Source organism: Neopoerus faecalis (genome assembly GCF_029218125.1).
Lineage (GTDB): Bacteria > Bacillota > Clostridia > Oscillospirales > Oscillospiraceae > Oscillibacter > Oscillibacter faecalis_A.
Genome location: NZ_JARFXX010000005.1, coordinates 145,348 through 168,318, shown reverse-complemented (window position 1 = coordinate 168,318; position 22,971 = coordinate 145,348). Strand labels below are relative to the sequence as shown.

Genomic DNA, 22,971 nt, shown 5'->3' with positions numbered 1-22,971 from the left:
GCTTTTATGATACCTATTGCAATTTTACCGATGCTGCCTATGCCTTGGCCGGCGCTTCGCCGGAGTCCCCGAATGCCTTGATGGCCCGCTCATTCTCGGCCCGCTTTTCCTCGATGGCCTCCTTCAGCAGCATATCCTTCACCTTCATGAGCCGGGTGGTGGTGGCGCGATCGTTTTCATCCAGCTTCATGGTGATATAACGGATGGCCTCCTGCGTGTTGGGAATCATCACGTATTCCAGCGCGTTCACCCGGCGGCGGGTCTTTTCGATCTCCTCCGCCATGAGCTGCGCGGATTTTTCGATCTGCGCCAGCTTCAATAGCTTCTGGAACACACGTCCCAGCGCCTCCACGGCATCGTCCAGCTCACCGGAGGTGGCGGCAAAGCCGTAGGGATAGATGTCGGCGTCCGACTTTGTTTTCGTCTGAAAATCATACACCGGCACGTTGACGGACATGATGTTCCGGGTGGTGCAGGTCAGCTCCACGCTCTGCTTGGGATAGAGGAGCGCCTGCTCCAGCGCTTCGGAGCTCATCAGCGCCGAGGCCACGGTAAAGGCGCTGTGCACCGTCATCAGCTCCCGCTCCACCTCTGTACGGAGGGCACGGACCTCCCGGACGGTATCCAGAAATTGCTTCATCAGCTCGTCCCGCTTGTCCTTGAGCAGCTTGTGACCCCGCTGTGCGGTCCGCAGCTTGCCCTTGAGCCGGGTGAGCTCCATACGGGTGGGGCTGACCGTGATATTTGCCATGGCTCACCCCTCCTTATTTCTGCTCGTCCTTTTTCGGCCAGTATTTTTCGATCAGCTCCGGCTTGATGCGCTTGAGCTCGCTTTTCGGCAGGATGCTCAAAAGCTCCCAGCCCAGATTCAGCGTTTCCTCAATGGAGCGGTTCTCCTCATAGCCCTGATTGACATAGCGCTTTTCAAATTCATCGGCAAACTTGGCGTACAGCAGGTCCGTAGGCGTCAGGGCCGCCTCGCCCAGAATGCTCATGAGCTCCTTATTGTCCTTGCCGGTGGCGTAAGCCGCAAAGAGCTGGTTCATGGTGCCCGCGTGGTCCTCCCGGGTCTTGCCCTCGCCGATGCCCTTATCCTTCAGACGGGACAGCGAGGGCAGCACGTCCACCGGCGGGTGAATGCCCTGCCGGTACAGAGCGCGGCTTAAAATGATCTGCCCCTCGGTGATATAGCCCGTCAGGTCAGGGATGGGGTGGGTCTTATCGTCCTCCGGCATGGTCAAAATGGGGATGAGAGTGATAGAGCCGGGATTTCCCAGCCGGCGGCCCGCCCGCTCGTAGAGCGTAGCCAGGTCGGTATACAGGTAGCCGGGGAAGCCGCGGCGACCGGGGACCTCCTTCTTGGCGGCGGAGACCTCACGGAGCGCCTCGGCGTAGTTGGTAATATCCGTCATGATGACCAGCACCTGCATTCCCTTTTCAAAGGCCAGATACTCCGCGGCGGTCAGGGCCATACGGGGGGTGGAGATACGCTCCACGGCGGGGTCATTGGCAAGGTTGCTGAATAGCACGGTACGGTCAATAGCGCCGGTGCGCTTGAACTCGCTGACAAAGAACTCAGATTCCTCAAACGTGATGCCGATGGCGGCGAACACCACGGCGAAGTTGGAATCCTCGTCCCCCAGCACCTTGGCCTGACGGGCGATCTGCGCCGCCAGATTGGCATGGGGCAGGCCAGAGCCTGAGAAAATGGGGAGCTTCTGGCCCCGCACCAGCGTGTTCAGACCGTCAATGGTGGAAACGCCGGTCTGGATAAACTCGTTGGGATAATCCCGGGCGGCGGGGTTCATGGGAAGGCCGTTGATATCCCGGTATTCCTCCGGGAGAATGTCCGGGCCCCCGTCAATGGGCTGGCCCATGCCGTTGAACACGCGGCCCAGCATATCGGCGGACACGCCTAACTGCAAGGGATGGCCCAGAAAGCGCACCTTGGCGTCCGCAAGGTTGATGCCGGCAGCGGACTCGAAAAGCTGTACCACCGCCGCGTCGCCGTTGACCTCCAGCACCTTGCCCCGGCGGACGGAGCCGTCATGCAGTTCGATCTCCACCAACTCGTCATAGGTGACATTTTCCACCATGCGGACCATCATCAAGGGGCCGCTGATCTCCTCGACTGTTTTATATTCCCGAATCATTCCTCGTCCCCTCCTTTGGCCGCGATGTCGGCGATCTGCCGCTCCATGTCGGCGCGAAGCTGCGCGTAGACCGTCTCATACTGGTCGGCAGGCACGCTCTTGGCCCGGCCGATCTGCTCACGGGCAGGAATCTGGAACAGCTCCGTTACATTCGCGCCCTTGGCGATAGCGTCCCGGCACAGGGAATCATAGCTTAAAATCATAGCCAGCAGCTCTTTCTGCCGCTTATAATCGGAAAAGCTGTCCACGTCCATAAAGGCGTTTTGCTGCAGGAAGTCCTCCCGAACCATCCGGGCCACCTCCAGCGTCAACTGATCGGCGGCGCCCAGCGCGTCCTTACCTACCAGCTGCACGATCTCGTTCAGGCTGGCCTCGCTCTGCAAAATACCCATGGCCTTTGTGCGGTCCTGCATGAAGTCGGGACCGAGGTTTTCATCGAACCACGGCTTCAGGGAGTCAAGATACAGAGAATAGGAATTCAGCCAGTTGATGGCCGGGAAATGCCGCTTATAGGCAAGGGAGGAATCCAGCGCCCAGAACACCTTGACGATTCGCATGGTGGCCTGAGAAACCGGCTCAGACAGGTCGCCGCCGGGAGGGGACACGGCGCCCACCGCCGTCAGGCTGCCCCGGCGCTCGTCGGAGCCGATGCACTCCACGCTGCCGGCCCGCTCGTAGAACTGAGCCAGACGGGAGGCCAGATACGCGGGATAGCCCTCCTCGCCGGGCATCTCCTCCAGCCGGCCGGACATCTCACGCAGAGCCTCAGCCCAGCGGGAGGTGGAGTCGGCAATGACCGCCACATCATAGCCCATGTCCCGGAAATACTCCGCGATGGTGATGCCGGTGTACACAGAGGCCTCCCGGGCGGCCACGGGCATATCGGAGGTGTTGGCAATGAGCACTGTCCGCTTCATCAGGCTTTCGCCAGTGCGGGGGTCCTTCAGCTCCGGGAACTCCCGCAGAACGTCCGTCATCTCGTTGCCGCGCTCGCCGCAGCCGATGTAGACCACGATATCCACATCCGCCCACTTGGCCAATTGGTGCTGCACCACGGTCTTGCCGGAGCCGAAGGGGCCGGGGACTGCCGCCGTGCCGCCCTTGGCAATGGGGAACATGGTGTCGATGATTCGCTGGCCGGAGCACAGCGGCCGCTTGGGGGGATATTTCTTCATATAGGGCCGCCCCACACGGACGGGCCACTTCTGGAGCATGGTCAGGGGGACTTCCTTTCCGTCCTCCGTTTTCAGCGTGGCGATGGTCTCCGTCACGTTGAACGAGCCGCTCTGGATGGAGGTGATGGTGCCGCGCATGGTGGGCGGCACCATGATCTTATGGAGCACAACGGCCGTCTCCTGGACCGTGCCCAGGATGTCACCGCCGATGACCTGATCGCCCACCTTGGCCACCGCGTTGAACTCCCACTTCTTCTCGTGGTCCACGGCGGGGACTTCCACGCCGCGGGTGATACACGCGCCCACCTTTTCCACGATCTTTTCCAGCGGGCGCTGGATACCGTCATAAATGCCCTCGATCATGCCGGGGCCAAGCTCCACGCTCATAGGTGCGCCGGTGGTCTCCACCACGGCGCCGGGGCCAAGGCCGGAGGTCTCCTCATAGACCTGAATATTGGCGGTGTCGCCCTTCATGGTCAAAATTTCGCCGATCAGGCGCTGGGGGCCGACACGGACCACATCGGACATATTGGCGTCCGCCAGTCCGGTAGCCACCACCAGCGGCCCGGATACCTTTACAACTCTGCCGCTCAAATTCGATAACCTTCTTTCTTCAAATTTACAGAAGGGATAAATAGGGTTGCTTTCCCCCGCCGTTGAAATCTTTTTGCCGCAATCTGTGCGCGGTAAAAGCACCACGGCCCGTGCGCCCCATGACGCACACACCAGTGAACGGAGCTCACCAGTGGGAAAATTTAAAGTGGGGGGCAATCCCCTCTTTCATTTCTTACAGAATGTCCGCGCCCACAGCGCGCTCAATGGCGCTCTGGATGTTGGCCATGCCGATTCCAAAGGAGCCCTCCCGTCCGGGAATGAGGATGATGGCAGGCCGAAGCTGATCCTTGTAGCGCTCCAGCACATCGGCCATATCCTTTGCCAGCGTCTCGGTGAGGTAGATCACCGCACAGTCCGTTTTGGCAAGCTCGTGGACGGTTTTCCGCGCCTCCTCCACGGAGGTGACGGGATAGGTGTCCAGTCCCAGTGCCCGAAAGCCCATCACGGACTCCCAATCGCCTACCACGGCGATGGAATATACTGCTGCCATGTGTCTCCCTCCTTAACCGATTCCGCGGCGCAGCCGGGAGCGGATGGTGTCCGCGTCCAGTCCGGCGGCGCGGCCCATGAGTACAATGCGGAGATTGGTGTACTCCGTTTCCCGCGCCGCAAGATAGGCCAGCAGCGGCGCCTCCCCGAAGGGAACCATCTGCGCGCCGGAGAGGTACTCCGTCACGGCGTCATCGCACTGCTTTTCAAACTCCGTCAGCGTACCGCCCTTCAGCGCCGCCGCGCCCGCCTCCGCCGCAGCGGCGAACCGTGTGGGGGCGTACAGCTCCGCAAGGCCGCTGCCGCCGTTTTCCGCCACGGCCAGCAGCGCCGCCGGCTCCGTTTCGCCGCCCTCAAGGAGCGCGCCCGCAAGGAAGCCTGCGTTTTTCCCCATCCGCAGGGTGCGAATCAGGCTGCGTAAATTTGCGGCGTCTATCTGTGCCGCCACGTAGCCCCGGAGGAACGCGCTGCCGGTGCGCTCCGCTGTCCGGGCCATATCCCGGTACATCCAACCGTCCAGCGTGATGTCGCTTAACTGCGGGTCGCGGGTGGTGTCCAGCACGTTCTTCGCCTCGGCCACAGCCTCCGGCAGCAGACCGGGCAGCGTATCCAGTTCGCTGCTCTCCATGGCGCTCTTCAGCTCCGATGCCGGAATGCGGCCCATGTCCATAAACATCCGCGCCGGGTCCGTTCCCACGGCAGCGGCCTTCAAAACGGCCTTGGCGTTATGGTAATCATATTTCAGCTTGAAAATATCGATAAATCCGGCGTCCGGCGCGCTGCCGCCCAAATCGGCCAGCAATGCCTCCCGGGCCTCGGACAGCGCCGCGTCCATGCGCTCCGGCCGGGCGGCGTCCAGCGCCGGATAGCCGCAGTCCTGCAAAAGCCGCGTGACCTCATCCTCGCTGCGGGCCTCCAAAAGCCGCTCCATGCGCTCCGGCGTCATCAGCGTTGTCTCCATGGCCCGGACGCGGGCGGAAATGGCCAGATAATCCGTGTCCTTGATTCTTGCCAAAGCTCCCCCCTCCTCAGTCAAACAGCTTCCGGGCTACCAGCCCTGCCGTTTCCGTTTTCTGGAGCCGCACCAGCGTTTCAAAGGCGCAGTTGACCTCCACACTGCCCTGGCGCAGAAGGAAGCCGCCCCGAATCGGCGCCGTTTCGGCGGAGATCATCAGATGACCGCCGGTCTTGGCGTTGGCGGCATCCACCGCCGCCTGTCCTGCCGTTTCCCGGTCGGCTGCGGAGAAGATGGCCTCGCCCCGGCCCTCGGGGGACGCCTGTGCCAGCAGTGCCGCCAGCACCTCGATATACTGCGTCCGGGGCAGGCTCAGCAGCTTTTCCAGCGCTTTGTCATAAACCTGCTCCATCACCGTCTGCTTTGCGGCAAGGATTGTCTTGCGCCCTTCCATCTGTGCGGCGCTGACAAGGCGCTCCTCCCGCTCCTCCGCCGCCTTTTCGTTCCGGGCGGCCAGCCGGGCAGCCTCCTGCGCCGCCTGCGCCTGATAGCGGGCGGTGATGTCTGCCGCCTCCTGCCGGGCCTTTTTCAAAACGGCGTCCGCCTCCGCCTTGGCGTCGGTGTCCAGCCGCCGGAGAATGGTATCAATTCCGTTCATGTCAGAATCCCCTTTCTATTGGGGCTTACTTGCTGATATTGATGATCATCAGCATGGAGGCCAGCAGGGACAAAATGGCGTAGAACTCCACGGTGATGCACAGCACCATGCCCTTGGACCAGTCGTCAGGCTTCTTGGCCAGAATGTTGATGGAGCCGGCAGCCACGCGGCCCTGCGCGATAGCGGAGAACAGGCCGCCCAGCGCCATGGGGAGGCACGCCACAAAATACTGCATTCCCTGCGCCACGGTGAGCTGGGGCAGCGTGCCGGATAGCAGACCCATGCGGAAGATGGCGAAGAACCACACCACAAGGCCGTACAGGCCCTGCGTGCCGGGGATGACCTGCAGAATCATGACCTTGCCGAACTTGCTGGGGTCCTGGCACAAAAGGCCCGTGCCCGCCTCACCGGCCATACCGGTGCCCTTGGCGGAGCCGATACCGGAGAGCACGGCCGCAAGGCCCGCGCCCAGCAGCGCCAGCGCCAGACCGCCGATGGTACCCAGCCAGCCCACATTCTGCATTGCTTCCACATATTGTGTCATGTCAGTCATTGTAATTTCCTCCTCGATATTTCTTTACTTTTGAATGTCAACGTATTTGGTATCCGCCGCAAGGGGCCGGAACGGCTTTCCGCCGTCCTCGTAGAATTTTCCGAAATACTCCAGGCACTGAAGCCGCAGATCATGCACATAGCACCCCAGCAGGTTCAGCGCGAAGTTCAGCGCGTTGCCCGCCAGCGAAATGAGTACAAACACGATAAGGTTGCCGGGAATGGCGCCCAGCGTGTTGAACACCTGCGCGATGACGCTGCCCGCCAGCATCAGGGCCATCAGACGGGAATAGGAGAGGATGTCTCCGAAATACCCGGTCACATGATTATAAAGGGAGCCGAAAATGCCGGTGATTTTTCCAAAGCCCTTGTTGGTCAGCACCGGCCCCAAAATTACCATCGCAATGCCAAGATACAGCACAAGGTTTGTAACGCCCGCAGCCATAAGGCCGATTCCGGCAAACACGATCCACCATGTCAGCTCCTCCCACACGGCGTCCATGAGCTGTCCGCGCCGGAGTTTGCGGATAAAGCTGATGGCCATGCCGGTGATGATCTGAATAAGGCCCACGCCCATGGACGCCACCAAAATCATCAGCGTGTCATTCAGTGGGGTAAAGACCGAGGGGAGTGTAAAGTCCCGCCCGGTGGTGAGCTTTACCGCCTGCGTCAGAAAATCTCCGAAGAAGCCGCCGGTGAGGGCGCCCATGATAAAAGTGCTGACGCCGCAGAGCGTCATCAGTCCGAACAGGTTCCCCATCGTCCCCTTGGGGTGATACTTCTTTGTAATAAGGAACCCCGCAAGGAACATGATAAGGCCGTAGCCCATATCCGCCATCATAACACCGTAAAAGAAAATGAAGAACGGCGCCATCAGTGGGTTGGGGTCCACATTGTCATACCGGGGCAGGGAGTACATCTCCGTGACCATGTTCAGCGGCTTTGTGAACCAGTTATTTTTCAGTTGTACCGGCACATCGGGAATTTCCTCCTCCGTGGGGTCCCGTGTCTCCCACGCGCAGCCGTTTTCCGTCAGGAACGCGCCCACTGCGCTCTCCCTTTCCGCCGGGACCCAGCCTTGGAAAAACAGCACCGTTTCATCCGTCAGGATATCCCCGGCGCACCGCTCCTTGGCCGCCTCGGCCCGGAGCCGGTCGGCATAGGCCCGCAGGGCGTCCCGGTTCTCCGCACCGGCGGCAATGGCCGCCTCGGCGTCGCTCTGCGTCTTGCGGGACGCCGCCAATTCCGCTTCCAAGCTGCGGAGATTCTCCGCCGCCGTACCGGTCAGCCCCGAAAAGCGCACCGCGCTGAAGCCGAAGGGCCGCAGCAGCTCCTGCGTCCGCTCCTCATCCGCCCGGTGGACGATGAGCAGCAGATATTTTTGCAGCTTATCCGCGCCGATCTCATATAGCTCCGCTGCAAGTCCCTCTGCCTCCATCTGTGTGCGGAGGGCGCCGGTGGCCGTCTGCCCGGGGCAGACGCCCATGCGGAAAATCGTATGGGCGGTGCCGGTCTGCTCTAAGGGCAGGTCCAGCTCCCGCCACGGCGTCAGCGCCGCGATTTGGGACGTGATGTGTCCCTCCTCGGTCTTGGCCCGCATCAAGATGCCCAGTTGCTCCCGGACAGCCTCGCAGGCCGCCTTGGCCCGCTCCGCCGCCCCGGCGTCCAAAAATTCCGCCTCCGTAATGGGGTGCCGCTTGATGAACAGGCCATTCTTCAGCTTCGCGTACTGTCCGATGGCCGCCAGCGCCGTGTCCACATCCGTCAGCTCCGCCTTCCGCTGGGTCAGCAGTGTCTCGCTCCGCCGGAACAGCGCTGCCCATTCCGGGTCGGACAAGACTTCCTCCGGCTGACTGATCTCCACGCAGCCCAAATGCAGCAAGCCCTTCAGCAGTGCCTCCCTGCGATCCGCCATTGCAATCACATGGAGCTTTTTCATTTTAACAATGGCCATCTCAGCGTTTCACTACCCTTTCTACGATCAACTCGGCGGCAGCGTCCATACGCGCCTCCGCCTGTTTGCGCTGCCGTGCGCTCTCCTGCTCCGCCGCCTGCGCGATCTCTGCGGCCCGGGCTGCCGCCCGTTCCTCTGCCGCCGCAAGTCCCGCCTTGCCCTGTGCCTCCGCATCGGCGCGGGTCTTTTGCAGCAAAGCCTGACCGGCTTTTTCCGCCTCGGCGGTCAGCCGGCGAGCCTCCGCTTCGGCCGCGGCGCGGCGCTCCTTCGCCGCCTGCTCCGCCGCTGTGATCTGTTTCATCGCTTCCAAGGACATTGTCTCACCTTCTTTCGCCTTCATCTGTATATGACCGTAAACCGGCCTCTGTTTTCCTTCCCTCCCGGCACCTTCAGCAAGCGTTCCCGGTGTTTTTGCTTATTGAGAGCCGTTCTTTGCCGGTTACTCACAGTATAAAATTTTAACGCGGTGAAAACAAGCGGGTCCCTCCCGAATTTTGGCACTTTCGCTCTTTTGTACAAGAAGTCCCCCCTTCCTTCATCTAAAATCCCAAACAGATTCATCTTACTTTTTCCATTTTTCCGTAGTATGATACTGTTTGAGTTGACTTCTCTTAAAACACTTTTTCTCCCCGCTGCCGCACTGTGGTTTTATGCGTTTTTCGCCTGTTTTTTCCATAAAAACACATGATTGAAATAAAAAGAGCACAGAGAGGTTTCCCTCTTTGTGCTCTTTCATTTCCTTTACTTTTCCGCACTTTCCTGACGGGCAGCCTTATCCAGCACCGCCGCCAACTGGTTCAGCTCCGCGCCGGTCTGGTCCATGGTCCGGGGAAGCTGCGCCAGAGATACCTCCATTTTCCGCAGCTCCGCCGTCATGTGAACAGAGGCAGTCTCAAAGGTGCTCATCAGTGTCTGGTACTGCTGGTGGAACAGGTCAGTAGCCTTCCGCATTTTCTCTGCGCTGCGCTCCTCCAGCTCCGCTGCCCGCTGCCGGGCCTCGCACTCAATGGCCCCTACCTGTCCCCGCAGCATGGCGTGGGCCTCAGCGTCCGGCCGCAGGGTCTCCAGCTCTTTTTTTAATTGAGCGGTCTCCGCCTCCAGCGGCCGCAGGCGCTCCGCCTCCTCCGCCAGCCGGTCCCGCTCCGCCGTTAAGGCCTGTACCTGCTCCCGCAGCGTCTCCGCCTCCTGCGTCAGCCGGTCCGCCTGCTCCTGCAGGGCATCCCGCTCGCTCCGAACCGCTTCGGTCTCCTGCGAGAGCTTCTCAATACACCGGGCCACATCTTCTTTGTCAAAGCCGCCGAAGGCAACTGTCTTGATCGCGTTTTGTTCCATATCCGCACCGCTTTCCGCGTTTTTCCGCTGTTTTATGAAATGATTATAGCAAAATCGCCGCCGCATTACAAGGCCCTCAAAAAAAGTGATAAAATTTCAAAAAAAGGCTTGCATTTTCAAAAAGGATGTGCTATTCTTAATAAGCTGTTTGAGCAAAGCAGTATGCGCCGTTAGCTCAGCTGGATAGAGCGTCTGGCTACGGACCAGAAGGCCGGGGGTTCGAATCCCTCACGGCGTACCAAAAGTCCTCGAAATCGTCTGATTTCGAGGGCTTTTGCTTTTCATAAGTTCTGTTTTTAGGGTGCCGCTTTTTTCTGACCCAAACGCTGACCCCAACGGGAGCGGGTAGCGGAAAGCATCAGACAGCACGAGATAGGATGTTCCCCATCGTCTGCGCCGCTTTCAGCTGCGCGTCGGTGGTAACGTGGGCGTAGGTGTCCAGTGTGAACCCCGCCGAGTAGTGACCGAGCATCGAGGACACCGTTTTTACGTCCACGCCGTTTTGCAGGGCCATCGTTGCGAAGGTATGACGGAGATCGTGGAATCGAATGCGGGGCAGCCCCGCCCGGTTCAGCACCCGCTGGAGCATATGCAACACGCTATCCGGCGACATGGGGCCTCCGCTTGGCGAGGGAAACACCCATTCGCTGTTGTTCACCTTGCACTTTTGCATTTTCAGAACGCTTATCGCGTCTGCCGACAGGGGCAGTGTGCGGTAGGCGTTTTTCGTTTTCAGCGGTGCCTCGACCACCTTGCCGTTTTGTCGGGAAATGGCCCGCTGCACCTTAACCATTTTGCGTTCAAAGTCGATGTCCGTCCATTTCAGCCCCAGCAGTTCGCCCCGACGCAATCCCGTGGCGAGGTCGAGGTAGTAGAGCTCGTACACGCCGCTGTCCCTGGCTTCTTGGAAGAAGGCGCTGAGTTGGTCGGCGGTCAGCGTTTTCATCTCCTTGTGTTCGACTTTCGGCAAGGCGCAGCCCTGTGTCGGGTTGCGGGTTACCAACTTCTGCTCCATGGCGAGGTTGTACGCCGAGCCGATCATCTGATGGATGTTCCGCACCGTTTTGGGAGCCAGACCTTTCGGTTTCTTTTTCGCTTCAATGCGGTCAACCCGCCCGCCGTCCAGCAGGTGCTTGTAGAACCGCTGCAAGTCCAGAGAAGTCAGGTCTGCCAGCGGAATGCCGCCGATCTGCGGCTTGATGTGGTTTTTCAGAAAGCCTTGTGAGGTTTTGAAGGTCGATGGGCGCAGCTTGATTTTTGCGTAGTTTTCCATCCAGACCTCCAGCCAACTCCCCACCGTGTAGGTCTTGGCCCGTCCGTAGTCGATGCCGACGTTTTCCTCGATGGCTTTCTTCAGCTTTTCTTTTACTTCCGTTTGCGTCTTGCCGAGGACATTTTTGATGATGGCCTTGCCTGTCTCCGGATCGTGACCGACTGTGTACCGCCCCTCCCAACGTCCGTCCTTTCGTTTTCGGATGTTCCCTTCCCCGTTCGCTCGTCTTTTCGGCATGGTATCAGCCTCCTTTGCCAACGAACAATACCGTAACCAAGGGAACAAAGCTACCCGAAAGTCGAACTGTTATCAGAAAGTTATCATTTTCGCTGGATGCCTTATCTTTGACTATTGCGGCGCAATTTTTGCGTTGCTGGGGATGTTCTCTTTAGTTACAGCGGTGCGATTTTTGAACGGTCAAGAAGCCCTTTCCATTGTCTACAGCGGCGCAAAATATGCACGATCTGTACCGAAAATTGATCTTGCTTGGAATCACTTTTTTGAGCAGTTGAAAACGGCGGTTTTGCTGATTGACTGCGAAACGGCCACCTTGAAAAGTCCGCTGTCACGGGGGCCTGATGCCCCTCACGTTCACCTACGACTGCGAAAACGCCTCTCAAGGTGCACCTTAGACTGCGGTTTCAAAACCTCGGAAAGCCCCGCACTGCGGGGCTTTGAGGCTGAGAGGGGCCCAATTACGGGCACCTCTCTTTATCTTGTGCTTTTATCGAACGGCCTTCACTGCTCGATAAACCCTCCTGTAAAGTTCGGCTTTTCGCCCAAATCCACTTCCACGAATATCGCCAAAAAGTTACCGTTACAACGCTGTTTCAAACCACTTCTCATCGCACTTTTCAACTTCTCGCACAAACGGCCCACGTTCGCTTTCACGGGTGAAAGCGGGTACACACTCGGCTTTCGGAGAAGGATCGCACACAGCGGCTCACACGCCGAAACACGGGCGTTTCGGATGGGGGGTGGTATCACTACTCTCGGAGCGTTCCGCACGTTCACCAACATCCCCGGGCCGGGTATCAGAACGGCAAGTTTTGCCGCTTTTGGGCCTTGACCGGGTGTGCTCACAAAGAACACAGAGAGCCTTCGGGACAGCGATGCGCTTATGCGCGTCGCTGTCCCGAGGCGTCGCGGCCCCGCTGGGCTGCGTGATCTGTTTGCAACTTGGTGATGTTGCTGTTTTTTCACTCTGTGCGCAGTACTTTCTGAACGTGCGAGGTGGGGGTGGTATCACTACCCTCGGCGTGCTTTGCGTGTTCTCGAAACGCCGGACGGCCGCTTGTCAAAACGGCTCATTTGCCGTTTTCTGAGGTCAGGTGGGCGTAGTTCCCCGCACGATTCCTATTTTCTTGCGAATACACAGAATTTTCTGTTGGCAGTTCCAGTTGCAAACACTTTTGCGTTATGGTACGATAAGTTCGACAAACCGGAACTTTCAAATTAGTCTTTGCAAACAACCTTTGAACCTTCACCATCAATTACAATTCCCTGACGGTTGTTAATTGGGGATAGATTCAAATCCGAAAATTCAGTCATTATTTTCTCGGTAACTTTCTTAAATGGTGCTGTAAGATAATGCGGAAGAACATAGAAATCAATCAAATCAAGCCCTGCATCATCTTCTTGTGAGTAGTCCTCCGGCTTTTCATCCATTTGTTCAATATATTGGATAGTTGGAGCGCATATAATCGCACCTGCCGATTCACCGATCATCAGTTTTCCCTTTTCCAATTCCTTCTTCAATAGCTCATCCGTTCCCGTTTTACGGAGCTGGTCCATAAGGAAGAAAGAATTTCCACCAGTAAAATATATCACATCCACATCTTCAAAAACAGACTGTATCGTTAAATAAGCCTCCGTTGAAATATCAATTTCAGTTACGGCTGCTCCCAGTTTATTGAATAGCTTTCGAGCCGAGCCGACATAACCGGTATAGCCTTCACGCAGCGAAGCTGTGGGAATAAATGCGACTTTCTTGTTATCAATTTCTTCTTTTATCAAACTTCCTACACTTGAAAAGTGCGAACATAAAAACAGTTTCATCCATATCCTCCTTAATAAATTGAAATTTGTCGCATCTTTACTTCCTTATTGCCTGCTCCATCAGGCCGCCTTCATAAAGGCCGCACAGAAAGCTGAAATTGTTACTGGTTAAAGCAATCACGAATTGAAGTAGACAACTCTTCATATCCTTTCAATATTTCTTCTTTATGTGCCTGCATTTCTTCATTCATTTTTGTATAGTCCAAACAGTTCTGATAACCTGCCTCACCCCAATATAGAACATTTTTGTCGGCATTATATAAAAGTCTGTCAGCACGTTCAATGGAGAAATTCTCAGCATTTTCAAACTTTATCGTCTGGTCAGCAGTATATATTATTTCGATAAAGCAGTCTGTATCATTCCAAATTTCACCTTCAGAAGTTTTTTGGATTTCCAGCAAATGACCGCCGCAATTGGAAATCTGACTTGCAAAAGAGCGGTATTGATAGGAATCAATGCTAATGCTCCGTTCTTCTCCCTCAGAATAAACATTGATTTCAGCAATGCTATTTTCGACAGCAGACAGTCCATCCGGTAGCTGCTTTTCATTGTCCCCCACTGCATAAATTCCAATCAAACAAAGTGCAAGGGTCAAACATAGTGTAACAATGGAAACAACTGCTTTTCGGCGATTTGTCTTTCTTTCGCATATGGCGGTACAGACAATATAGCCTGAAAATCCGCCCAAGGTATTGATTAGAAAATCTTCCATTTCCGCATATCTGCCGCCAAACAACTGTAATAGTTCAATCAAGAATGAGATTAAACCGCTAATAATCGCCACCTTTTTCCAATTCCCTCTACAGGAACGAAAAATAAGCGGCAACAAAAAGCCAAGAGGAAAAAACAAAGCGAAGTTAAGCAATATAGGGACAATAGAACTCCCAATAAACGGAAGCAAATTATAATTGAAAGGACCATTCAGACTATAACTTAGTGTGAAAATCCCCGTTAGGTTGAGAAGCGTAACGCAGTAAATGCAGAATATTCCCTCAAACATATAATTCCATGAGATAGTTCTGCGTTTTTTGAAAAGATACAGCAACACAAAAATAACAATATAAATTATGATACCTAAGAAAAACGATTCTTTAAGTGCTTGTATACCTTTTATCATATAATTCATACTATCACCTTCCCTCAAGAAATCGGGATTTGTTTCTCAATTTTGCATTCAAATTATACCATAAAACTTGTGAACAATTCTACCGCAACTTTGGACTATATGAGAAAAGTCCGAACAGTTTTCTGCCCGACCTTCCTCGCTCAATCGTAAATCAATTCTGCTCTGGAGGTCAACGGTATTCGGCTGGACTGCGCTAACGACGAGGTCGTCGAGGTCGGTCTGGCTGTCGCCTCCGGCGCGATGGACGACGAGACGCTGTTGGCGTGGGTGCGGGTGCACCGTGTCTGACCCACTTTTGACCCAGAATGGAATTGGAACGGGCAGGGCTGGACGGAAACAATGGAAGATCCGCCGAGCGAACGGTGGTAAAAAGCACAAATCGGAGCCGAAATGGCTCCGATTTGCGCGTGAGACAACCTACGGACCAGAAGGCCGGGGGTTCGAATCCCTCACGGCGTACCAAAAATCCTCGAAATCGTCTGATTTCGAGGATTTTTGCTTTTCATAAGTTCCGTTTTTAGGGTGTTGCTTTTTTCTGACCCAAACGCTGACCCCAACGGGAGCGGGTAGCGGAAACCGTCAGACAGCACGGGAGAGGATGTTCCCCATCGTTTGCGCCGCTTTGAGCTGCGCGTCGGTAGTGACGTGGGCGTAGGTGTCCAGCGTGAAGCCCGCCGAGTAGTGGCCGAGCATTGATGACACCGTTTTCACGTCCACGCCATTCTGGAGTGCCATGGTTGCGAAGGTGTGGCGCAGGTCATGAAAGCGTATTCTCGGTAGACTCGCCCGTTTCAGCACTCTTTGCAGCATGTGCAGGACGCTGTCCGGCGACATGGGGCCTCCTGTTGGTGACGGGAACACCCATTCGCTGTTACTACCCACCTTGCACTTTTGCATTTTCAGAACGCTTATCGCGTCTGCCGACAATGGCAGTGTGCGGTAGGCGTTTTTCGTTTTCAACGGTGCTTCGACTACTTTGCCATTCTGCCGAGAGATGGCTCTCTGAATTTTCAGTGCTCCGTGCTGGAAGTCCACATCCGTCCACTTCAGTCCCAGCAGTTCGCCGCGCCGAAGTCCGGTGGCAAGGTCGAGGTAGTAGAGCTCGTACACGCCGCTGTCCCTGGCCTCTTGGAAAAAGGTGCTGAGTTGATCCGAGGGCAGCGTTTTCATCTCTTTGTGTTCGACTTTCGGCAGGGCGCAGCCCTGTGTCGGATTGCGGGTTACCAACTTCTGCTCCATGGCGAGGTTGTACGCTGAGCCGATCATCTGGTGGATGTTGCGGACGGTTTTCGGTGCCAGTCCTTTTGGCTTCTTTTTCGCTTCGACGCGGTCTACCCGGCCACCGTCCAGCAGGTGCTTGTAAAACCGCTGCAAGTCCAGAGAGGTCAGGTCTGCCAGCGGGATGCCGCCGATCTGTGGCTTGATGTGGTTTTTCAGAAAGCCTTGCGAGGTTTTGAAGGTCGATGGGCGCAGCTTGATTTTTGCGTAGTTTTCCATCCAGACCTCCAGCCATGTTCCCACCGTGTAGGTCTTGGCCCGTCCATAGTCGATGCCCACGTTTTCCTCGATGGCTTTTTTCAGTTTTTCTTTTACTTCCGCTTGCGTCTTGCCGAGGACGTTTTTGATGATGGCCTTGCCAGTTTCCGGATCGTGACCGACGGTGTAGCGTCCTTCCCAGCGACCATCCTTTCGTTTGCGGATGTTGCCCTCGCCGTTTGCTCGTCGCTTTGGCATGGTATCAGCCCCTTTCGACAACGAACAATACCGTAAGCAAGGGGACAAAGCTACCGAAAAGCGGAACTGTTATCAGAAAGTTATCATTTGCCCCTCGGAGCCGCGCCGCCTTATCTTTGTCTATTGCGGCGCAATTTTTGCGCTGCCGGAGGCGTTCTTCTTTTGTTACAGCGGTGCGATTTTTGAACGCTTGAAAGTCTCTTTTCATTGTCTACAGCGGCGCAAAATATGTACGATCTGCGCTGAAAATCGCCGCTGCACAAAAAGCACTTTTTTGAGTGGTTGAAAACGGCAAATTTCTCAACCGCCTGCGGAACAGTCACCTTGAAAAGTCCGCTGTCACGGGCCTTTTCCGTGCCTGACGTTCACCCAAGACTGCGAAAACACCTTTCAAGGTGCACCTTAGACTGCGGTTTCAAAACCCCGGAAAGCCCCGCACTGCGGGGCTTTGAGGCCGAGAGGTGCCCAATTACGGGCACCTCTCTTTATCTTGTGCTAAAATCGAACGGCCTTCGCCACTTGAAAAACCTTCCTGTAAAGTTCGGTTTTTCGTCCAAAACCGTTCCCGCAACTATCGCCAAAAAGTTACCGCTACAACTCCGTCCCAAACCGCTTTTCATCGCATTTTTCAGCCTCTCGCACAAACAGCCCACGTTCGCTTTCACGGGTGAAAGCGGGTACACACTCGGCTTTCGGAGAAGGATCGCACACAGCGGCTTACACGCCGAAACAGGGGGCGTTTCGGATGGGGGTGGTATCACTACTCTCGGAGCGTTCCGCACGTTCACCAACATCCCCGGACCGGGTATCAGAACGGCAAGTTTTGCCGCTTTTGGGGCTTGGTCGGGGGTGCTCCCAAAGAACGCAGAAAGCCTTCGGAACAGCGATGCGCTTATGCGTGTCGCTGTTCCGAGGCGTCGCGGCCCCGCTGGGCTGCATGATCTGTTTGCAACTTGGTGATGTTGCTGTTTTTTCACTCTGTGCGCAGTGCTTTCTGAACGTGCGAGGTGGGGGTGGTATCACTACCCTCGGAGCGTTCCACACGTTTCGGAAACCCTGCGTGGCCGTGGCTTAAAATAGCAAACTCTGCCGTTTTCTGAGGTCAGGTGGGCGTAGTTCCCCGCACGATTCTTATTTTCTTGCGAATACACAGAATTTTCTGTTGGCAGTTCCAGTTGCAAACGCTTTTGCGTTATGGTACGATAAGTTCAGCAAACTGGAAGTTGTCAGCATCCTTCTTTTTTATCTTTTATATCGTCTTTTAACGATTTGATTTCTTCCAGAATGAGTTCAGTACAAACGACTATAATACCTGAAAGAAGAATAATTCCACCATAAATCGGATAAATAAAGGATTCTCGGACTCCACCGCCAATGATGCCAGACAAGAGCTGCCACACACCGCTGAACGGCCAAACAACTAAAGCAAATACCACAATCATCATAATAATAGCTTTTTTCATTGTACTTTGCCTCCTTAAATTGCGATTTCTCAGTTTCAAAAACTGGAAGTTGTCTTACTTCTTGTCATTGAAGTAGATGATAAAAGCACCCATTACTGCAATAGCAATGAGCAATCCAAACTCATACCAATTACCTAAAAGTTCAAGTCCTACGACCGTACCTAAATAACCAACAATCAATGTAACAATTGCTGCCAAAATCGCTTTACCCATATAATCACACTCCTTTGTCAAATTCCGATTTGTTGCTCACTTTTCGTATTCAAATTATACCACTACATTGTGACCAATTCTACCGCAACTTTGGAATATATGAGAAAAATCCGAACAGTTTTCTGCCCGGACTTCCTCGCTCAATATAAATCAATTCCACTCTGGAGGTCAACGGTATTCGGCTGGACTGCGCTTGACCCAGTTTTGACCCAGAATGGAATTGGAACGGGCAGGGCTGGACGGAAACAATGGAAAATCCGCCGAACGAATGATGGCAAAAAGCACAAATCGGAGCCGAAACGACTCCGATTTGTGCTTGAGACAACCTACGGACCAGAAGGCCGGGGGTTCGAATCCCTCACGGCGTACCAAAAGTCCTCGAAATCGTCTGATTTCGAGGACTTTTGCTTTTTATAAGTTGCCATTTTCGGACGCCGCTTTTTTCTGACCCAAACGCTGACCCCAACGGGAGCGGGTAGCGGAAAGGTCTATACCGCACGGGAGAGGATGTTCCCCATCGTTTGCGCCGCCTTGAGCTGTGCGTCGGTGGTCACATGGGCGTAGGTGTCCAGCGTAAAACCCGCCGAGTAGTGGCCCAGCATCGAGGACACCGTTTTCACGTCCACGCCGTTTTGCAGGGCCATCGTCGCGAAGGTATGGCGGAGATCGTGGAATCGGATGCGGGGCAGCCCTGCCCGTTTCAGCACCCGCTGGAGCATGTGCAGGACGCTGTCTGGTGACATGGGGCCTCCGGTGGGTGACGGGAACACCCATTCGCTATTTCCGATCTTGCACTTTTGCATTTTTAGTACGTCTATTGCGTCTGCCGACAACGGCAGGGTGCGGTAGGCGTTTTTTGTTTTCAGCGGGGCTTCGACTACTTTGCCATTCTGCCGGGAAATGGCCCGCTGCACCTTGACTGCGTTATGTTCGAGGTCTATGTCCGTCCACTTTAGACCCAGCAGTTCGCCCCGGCGCAATCCCGTTACGAGGTCGAGGTAGTAGAGTTCATACACGCCGCTGTCCCTGGCTTCTTGGAAGAAGGTGCTGAGTTGGTCGGCGGTCAGCGTCCGCATCTCCTTGTGTTCGACTTTCGGCAAGGCGCAGCCTTGCGTTGGATTGCGGGTTACCAACTTCTGCTCGATGGCGAGATTGTACGCCGAGCCGATCATCTGGTGGATATTCCGCACCGTCTTGGGTGCCAGACCTTTCGGTTTCTTTTTCGCTTCGATGCGGTCTACTCGGCCACCGTCCAGCAGGTGCTTGTAGAATCGCTGCAAGTCCAGAGAAGTCAGGTCTGCCAGCGGGATGCCGCCGATCTGCGGCTTGATGTGGTTCTTGAGGAAGCCTTGGCTGGTCTTGAACGTGGACGGGCGCAGCTTGATTTTTGCGTAGTTTTCCATCCAAACTTCCAGCCATGTTCCCACGGTGTAGGCCTTGGCCCGTCCGTAGTCGATACCGACGTTTTCCTCGATGGCTTTTTTCAGTTTTTCTTTTACTTCCGCTTGCGTCTTGCCGAGAACATTCTTGATGATGGACTTCCCTGTTTCGGGATCGTGTCCGACTGTGTACCGGCCCTCCCATCGACCGTCCTTTCGTTTGCGGATGTTCCCTTCCCCGTTCGCTCGTCTTTTCGGCATGGTATCAGCCCCTTTCGCAACGAACAATACCGTAACCAAGGGAACAAAGCTACCGAAAAGCCGAACTGTTATCAGAAAGTTATCATTTGCCCCATCGGAGCCGCGCCGCCTTATCTTTGACTATTGCGGCGCAATTTTTGCGCTGCCGGAGGCGTTCTCTTTAGTTACAGCGGTGCGATTTTTGGACGGTTGAAAGTCTCTTTTCATTGACTACAGCGGCGCAAAATATGTACGATCTGCGCTGAAAATCGCCGCTGCATAAAATCACTTTTTCTGGTGGTTGAAAACGGGAAATTTCTCAAACGCCTGCGGAACGGTCACCTTGAAAAGTCCGCTGTTACGGGCCTTTTTCACCCCTCATGTTCACCAACGACTGCGAAAACGCCCGCCAAGGTACACCTTAGACTGCGGTTTCAAAACCCCGGAAAGCCCCGCACTGCGGGGCTTTGTGGCTGAGAGGTGCCCGATTAGGGGCACCTCTCTTTATCTTGTTATATTTTCGAACGGGGATATCTCCCCACAAAACGCCTTCAAAACCGGTATCAACGCCCCTTGAGGGAGCGATGATATAATATCCTCATGCGGACAGAGAATTTCCTGCTTCTATCTTTGTAGCCAAGTCTACTGCGCACAGACTGGAACCTCTGCCCTGTGGGATGTCACTTATGAGCCGGATGTCGAAGCGATGAATCGCTTTCTTCTGATCTCGCAACAGGTTGTGACCTTCAGCAGCACGAGGAATGTCCGTAATTTGAACACGAGAGGAGCCTGCACTATGTACATCGTTGGCATCGACATTGCCAAGAGAAAGCATGAAGCAGCCGTGATCGACGGCGAGGGTGCCGTCATCATCAAGCCGTTTTCCTTCACCAACAACTGCTCCGGGTACAATCGGCTGCTGGCCATGCTCACCAAGGCCAAACTGCCGCTTGACGAGGTTTCCTTTGCAATGGAGGCCACCGGACACTACTGGCTCGCTCTTTTTACCAGACTTCAGAAGGAGGGCTTCCGTGTTCAGGTCATCAACCCGGTGCAGACCAACTCCATCCGCAGTTTCTATATCCGTCAGGCCAAAACAGATCCGAGGGACGCCCTGCTCATCGCGGAGGTGATTCGTTTTGGACACTTCTCCGAGTCTACCCTGCACCCGGAAAACATTTATGAACTGAGAGAGCTGTGCCGTGGACGGCACGCCATCGTTTCCATGCAGGCAGATGTTAAGCGAAAGGTCGTTGCCCTGCTGGATCAGGTCTTTCCTGAATATGAAACTGCTTTTACCAATCTGTTTAGCGACACCTCCATGGCGATTTTGCAAACCTGTCCTACGCCAAAGGAATTATCCGAGATGCCTTTTGAGGAGCTTTGTCATCTCATCGAAGTCTCCAGCCACAAGCGCTTCCGCATGGCGAAAGCCCAAGAACTTCAGGCGCTCGCGCGCAACTCCTTTGGCTTCGCCATGGCCGGCGATGTTTTCAGCACGATGATCCGGCTCTACGCAAAGCACCTCGTTTTCTTGAAACAGCAGGTTCGAGAAATGGACCGCAAGATCGCGGAGATCATGGATACCCTGGACACACCGATCACCACCATCACCGGCATCGGCCCGACCCTTGGCGCGTACATCCTCAGCGAGATCGGAGACATCAGCCGATTTCCCTCCGCGGCAAAGCTTGCCGCCTACGCGGGGATCGATCCAACCATGCGGCAGTCTGGCGAATACAACGGTGTCAGAAACCGCATGTCCAAACGAGGCTCGCCTTATTTGCGGCACGCCATTTGGCTGGCGGCTTCATCGGCGGTGCTTCACGATCCGGCGCTGAAGCTTTATTTTCAGAAAAAACGGGATGAAGGGAAGCCCTACATGGCGTCCGTGGGCCACGCCTGCAGGAAGATGGTCTCCATCATTTACGCCGTTATGAGAGACAACAAGGCCTATACGCCCTGCATCCCAAATGAGATTTCTGCTTGACAAATACATAGCCGGTCTGTGCTAAAATCGAACGGCCTTCACCACTCAGAAAACCTTCCTGTAAAGTTCGGCTTTTCGTCCAAAAGCGTGCCCGCAAATATCGCCAAAAAGTTACCGCCACAATGCTGTTCCAAACCGCTTCTCATCCCGTTTTTCAACTTCTCGCACAAATGGCCCACGTTTGCCTTCACTCCCGAAAGCGGGTACACACTCGGCTTTCGGAGAAAGATCGCACACAAGCGCTTACACGCCGAAACAGGGGGTGTTTCAGATGGGGTGGTATCACTACCCTCGGACCGTTCCGCACGTTCACAAACATCCCCGGGCCGGGTATCAGAACGGCAAACTTTGCCGCTTTTGGGGCTTGGTCGTGGGTGCTCCCGAAGAACGCAGAGAGCCTTCGGGACAGCGATGCGCTTATGCGCGTCGCTGTTCCGAAGGCATCGCGGCCCCGCTGGGCTGCGCTGCTCTGTTTGCAACTTGGTGATATTGCTGTTTTTTCACTCTGTGCGCAGTACTTTCTGAACGTGCGAGGTGGGGGTGGTATCACTACCCTCGGACTGTTTCACACGTTTCGGAAACTCTGCGTGGCCAGGGGGCAGAACGGCGTACTTTGCCGCTTTGGGATCTTGGCCGGGAGGTGCTCCCGAAGAACGCAGAGAACCTCGGAACAGCGATGCGCTCATGCGTGTCGCTGTTCCGAGGCGTCGCGGCCCCGCTGGGCTGCGTGATCTTTTTCGTTTCTGTCGAAATTGCGGCTTGTACGCCCTGTGCTCAGAGCTTTCCGCGTGTGCAAGGTGGGGAGCGCTATCACTACCCTCGGCGCGCTTTGCGTGCTGCTGAAACGCTGGACGGCCGCTTGTCAAAAGGGCTCATTTGCCGCTTTCTGAGGTTGCCGAGCAGCACTCCCTGCGCGGTCACTTTTTCTGCTAATATGCAGATATCCCTGTCGGCAATTTCAGTAGCAAACACTTTTGCGTTATGGTACGATAAGTCCCAAATCCGAATCTTTCGGAAATGAGGGTGAGCCAGAATGACAGAAAAGGAAAAAATGCTGAAGCAAATGCTTCATGACGCGAATGATCTAAAGAGCTATCAGATGATCTGGCTCGGACAAAGGATCTTTGTTATGACTACAGCCAGCTTCGCCCATCTAAAGAGCTTTTTGCATTGTGATGAGATCTGTCAAGGGTAAATTACACCAGTAATTTTTTGAAATCATTTGTTTTAGAAATTCAAGGGATATATTTTATTCCCCACTGCATAATGGCATAAAATACCGGCAACAAATCTTGCCCTTTCAGTGTTAGGGAGTATTCTACTCGCAACGGCATCTCATTGTACTGGATTCGTTGTATCAAATCATCGGCTTCCAACTCTTTGAGGGCATTTGTCAGCGCTGTATTTGTAATTGGCTTTAGCATCTTTTTCAGTTCCCCAAACCGCATGGGACACTTGATGCACAGTTCATAGAGAATTTGGAGTTTCCATTTGCCCTGCAGCATTTGAACCACCGGCGTGACCGGGCAGTTTCCATCATCGGTTAGAATGACACTGCCAACCTTTTCTTTGAATTCTTCATAAGTCATAATTGGATCTTTCCTCGTCTTT

Annotated in this window: 19 protein-coding genes and 1 tRNA gene; 2 read left to right on the top strand and 18 right to left on the bottom strand. The window is 55.0% G+C overall.

Going from position 1 to position 22,971, the window contains the following annotated elements:
• Positions 1–37 precede the first annotated feature (37 nt).
• The 10 genes from PY311_RS07935 to PY311_RS07890 form a co-directional block, all read right to left on the bottom strand.
• Complete coding sequence (locus PY311_RS07935; protein WP_286148141.1) at positions 38–751, bottom strand: V-type ATP synthase subunit D; 714 nt, start codon at positions 749–751, stop codon at positions 38–40.
• A gap of 13 nt (positions 752–764) precedes the next feature.
• Positions 765–2,153 (bottom strand): V-type ATP synthase subunit B, encoded by a 1,389-nt coding sequence (locus PY311_RS07930; protein ID WP_286148140.1) that lies wholly within the window; start codon positions 2,151–2,153, stop codon positions 765–767.
• Positions 2,150–3,922 carry a V-type ATP synthase subunit A gene (locus PY311_RS07925; RefSeq protein ID WP_286148139.1) on the bottom strand — a complete coding sequence of 591 codons (1,773 nt, stop codon included), beginning with the start codon at positions 3,920–3,922 and terminating at the stop codon, positions 2,150–2,152. The genes PY311_RS07930 and PY311_RS07925 overlap by 4 nt, the downstream gene beginning before the upstream one ends.
• A 193-nt stretch (positions 3,923–4,115) precedes the next feature.
• Positions 4,116–4,433 carry a V-type ATP synthase subunit F gene (locus PY311_RS07920; protein ID WP_286148138.1) on the bottom strand — a complete coding sequence of 106 codons (318 nt, stop codon included), beginning with the start codon at positions 4,431–4,433 and terminating at the stop codon, positions 4,116–4,118.
• 12 nt (positions 4,434–4,445) lie between these two features.
• Positions 4,446–5,447 carry a V-type ATPase subunit gene (locus PY311_RS07915; RefSeq protein WP_286148137.1) on the bottom strand — a complete coding sequence of 334 codons (1,002 nt, stop codon included), beginning with the start codon at positions 5,445–5,447 and terminating at the stop codon, positions 4,446–4,448.
• 13 nt (positions 5,448–5,460) lie between these two features.
• A complete protein-coding gene (locus PY311_RS07910; protein WP_286148136.1) occupies positions 5,461–6,045 on the bottom strand; it encodes a V-type ATP synthase subunit E in 585 nt (194 codons plus the stop codon).
• A 25-nt stretch (positions 6,046–6,070) separates the two neighbouring features.
• A complete protein-coding gene (locus PY311_RS07905; RefSeq protein ID WP_434059938.1) occupies positions 6,071–6,589 on the bottom strand; it encodes a V-type ATP synthase subunit K in 519 nt (172 codons plus the stop codon).
• Positions 6,590–6,622: 33 nt separating this feature from the next.
• Positions 6,623–8,551, bottom strand: a complete 1,929-nt coding sequence (locus PY311_RS07900; RefSeq protein ID WP_286148135.1) for a V-type ATP synthase subunit I — start codon at positions 8,549–8,551, stop codon at positions 6,623–6,625.
• Position 8,552: 1 nt separating this feature from the next.
• Positions 8,553–8,867, bottom strand: coding sequence for a hypothetical protein (locus PY311_RS07895; RefSeq protein WP_286148133.1), 315 nt, complete (start codon positions 8,865–8,867; stop codon positions 8,553–8,555).
• A gap of 425 nt (positions 8,868–9,292) precedes the next feature.
• The gene (locus tag PY311_RS07890; protein ID WP_286148132.1) at positions 9,293–9,883 is read right to left on the bottom strand and encodes a hypothetical protein; all 591 of its coding nucleotides are present in this window, start codon (positions 9,881–9,883) and stop codon (positions 9,293–9,295) included.
• 164 nt (positions 9,884–10,047) lie between these two features.
• Between PY311_RS07890 and PY311_RS07885 the strand changes: the two genes are divergently transcribed.
• A tRNA-Arg gene (locus tag PY311_RS07885) sits at positions 10,048–10,124 on the top strand.
• 117 nt (positions 10,125–10,241) lie between these two features.
• Here the strand turns inward: PY311_RS07885 and PY311_RS07880 are convergent.
• The 7 genes from PY311_RS07880 to PY311_RS07850 form a co-directional block, all read right to left on the bottom strand.
• Entirely contained in the window at positions 10,242–11,393 is a 1,152-nt protein-coding gene (locus PY311_RS07880; protein WP_286148131.1) for a tyrosine-type recombinase/integrase, read from the bottom strand.
• 1,218 nt (positions 11,394–12,611) lie between these two features.
• The gene (locus tag PY311_RS07875) at positions 12,612–13,214 is read right to left on the bottom strand and encodes a Type 1 glutamine amidotransferase-like domain-containing protein (protein ID WP_286148130.1); all 603 of its coding nucleotides are present in this window, start codon (positions 13,212–13,214) and stop codon (positions 12,612–12,614) included.
• 101 nt (positions 13,215–13,315) lie between these two features.
• Entirely contained in the window at positions 13,316–14,341 is a 1,026-nt protein-coding gene (locus tag PY311_RS07870; RefSeq protein WP_286148129.1) for a VanZ family protein, read from the bottom strand.
• 579 nt (positions 14,342–14,920) lie between these two features.
• Positions 14,921–16,075: a tyrosine-type recombinase/integrase gene (locus PY311_RS07865; RefSeq protein WP_286148128.1), complete on the bottom strand. Its 1,155-nt coding sequence runs from the start codon at positions 16,073–16,075 to the stop codon at positions 14,921–14,923.
• A 1,226-nt stretch (positions 16,076–17,301) separates the two neighbouring features.
• Entirely contained in the window at positions 17,302–17,538 is a 237-nt protein-coding gene (locus PY311_RS07860; RefSeq protein WP_055060928.1) for a hypothetical protein, read from the bottom strand.
• Positions 17,539–17,592: 54 nt separating this feature from the next.
• Positions 17,593–17,751: a binding-protein-dependent transport permease gene (locus PY311_RS07855; protein ID WP_118524181.1), complete on the bottom strand. Its 159-nt coding sequence runs from the start codon at positions 17,749–17,751 to the stop codon at positions 17,593–17,595.
• Between the two features lie 488 nt (positions 17,752–18,239).
• Positions 18,240–19,391, bottom strand: a complete 1,152-nt coding sequence (locus tag PY311_RS07850) for a tyrosine-type recombinase/integrase (RefSeq protein WP_286148126.1) — start codon at positions 19,389–19,391, stop codon at positions 18,240–18,242.
• Positions 19,392–20,166: 775 nt separating this feature from the next.
• Here PY311_RS07850 and PY311_RS07845 point away from each other — a divergent pair.
• The gene (locus PY311_RS07845) at positions 20,167–21,360 is read left to right on the top strand and encodes an IS110 family RNA-guided transposase (protein WP_286148124.1); all 1,194 of its coding nucleotides are present in this window, start codon (positions 20,167–20,169) and stop codon (positions 21,358–21,360) included.
• 1,235 nt (positions 21,361–22,595) lie between these two features.
• Here PY311_RS07845 and PY311_RS07840 read toward each other — a convergent pair.
• Positions 22,596–22,949, bottom strand: a complete 354-nt coding sequence (locus PY311_RS07840) for a winged helix-turn-helix transcriptional regulator (protein WP_187015899.1) — start codon at positions 22,947–22,949, stop codon at positions 22,596–22,598.
• Positions 22,950–22,971 lie beyond the last annotated feature (22 nt).

Bases quoted from the DNA above. Each gene is read 5' to 3' on its own strand.
- PY311_RS07935 (WP_286148141.1), bottom strand. From the start codon at position 751: ATGGCAAATATCACGGTCAGCCCCACCCGTATGGAGCTCACCCGGCTC.
- PY311_RS07930 (WP_286148140.1), bottom strand. From the start codon at position 2,153: ATGATTCGGGAATATAAAACAGTCGAGGAGATCAGCGGCCCCTTGATG.
- PY311_RS07920 (WP_286148138.1), bottom strand. From the start codon at position 4,433: ATGGCAGCAGTATATTCCATCGCCGTGGTAGGCGATTGGGAGTCCGTG.
- PY311_RS07910 (WP_286148136.1), bottom strand. From the start codon at position 6,045: ATGAACGGAATTGATACCATTCTCCGGCGGCTGGACACCGACGCCAAG.
- PY311_RS07905 (WP_434059938.1), bottom strand. From the start codon at position 6,589: ATGACACAATATGTGGAAGCAATGCAGAATGTGGGCTGGCTGGGTACC.
- PY311_RS07900 (WP_286148135.1), bottom strand. From the start codon at position 8,551: ATGGCCATTGTTAAAATGAAAAAGCTCCATGTGATTGCAATGGCGGAT.
- PY311_RS07895 (WP_286148133.1), bottom strand. From the start codon at position 8,867: ATGTCCTTGGAAGCGATGAAACAGATCACAGCGGCGGAGCAGGCGGCG.
- PY311_RS07890 (WP_286148132.1), bottom strand. From the start codon at position 9,883: ATGGAACAAAACGCGATCAAGACAGTTGCCTTCGGCGGCTTTGACAAA.
- PY311_RS07880 (WP_286148131.1), bottom strand. From the start codon at position 11,393: ATGCCGAAAAGACGAGCGAACGGGGAAGGGAACATCCGAAAACGAAAG.
- PY311_RS07875 (WP_286148130.1), bottom strand. From the start codon at position 13,214: ATGAAACTGTTTTTATGTTCGCACTTTTCAAGTGTAGGAAGTTTGATA.
- PY311_RS07870 (WP_286148129.1), bottom strand. From the start codon at position 14,341: ATGAATTATATGATAAAAGGTATACAAGCACTTAAAGAATCGTTTTTC.
- PY311_RS07865 (WP_286148128.1), bottom strand. From the start codon at position 16,075: ATGCCAAAGCGACGAGCAAACGGCGAGGGCAACATCCGCAAACGAAAG.
- PY311_RS07860 (WP_055060928.1), bottom strand. From the start codon at position 17,538: ATGAAAAAAGCTATTATTATGATGATTGTGGTATTTGCTTTAGTTGTT.
- PY311_RS07855 (WP_118524181.1), bottom strand. From the start codon at position 17,751: ATGGGTAAAGCGATTTTGGCAGCAATTGTTACATTGATTGTTGGTTAT.
- PY311_RS07850 (WP_286148126.1), bottom strand. From the start codon at position 19,391: ATGCCGAAAAGACGAGCGAACGGGGAAGGGAACATCCGCAAACGAAAG.
- PY311_RS07845 (WP_286148124.1), top strand. From the start codon at position 20,167: ATGTACATCGTTGGCATCGACATTGCCAAGAGAAAGCATGAAGCAGCC.
- PY311_RS07840 (WP_187015899.1), bottom strand. From the start codon at position 22,949: ATGACTTATGAAGAATTCAAAGAAAAGGTTGGCAGTGTCATTCTAACC.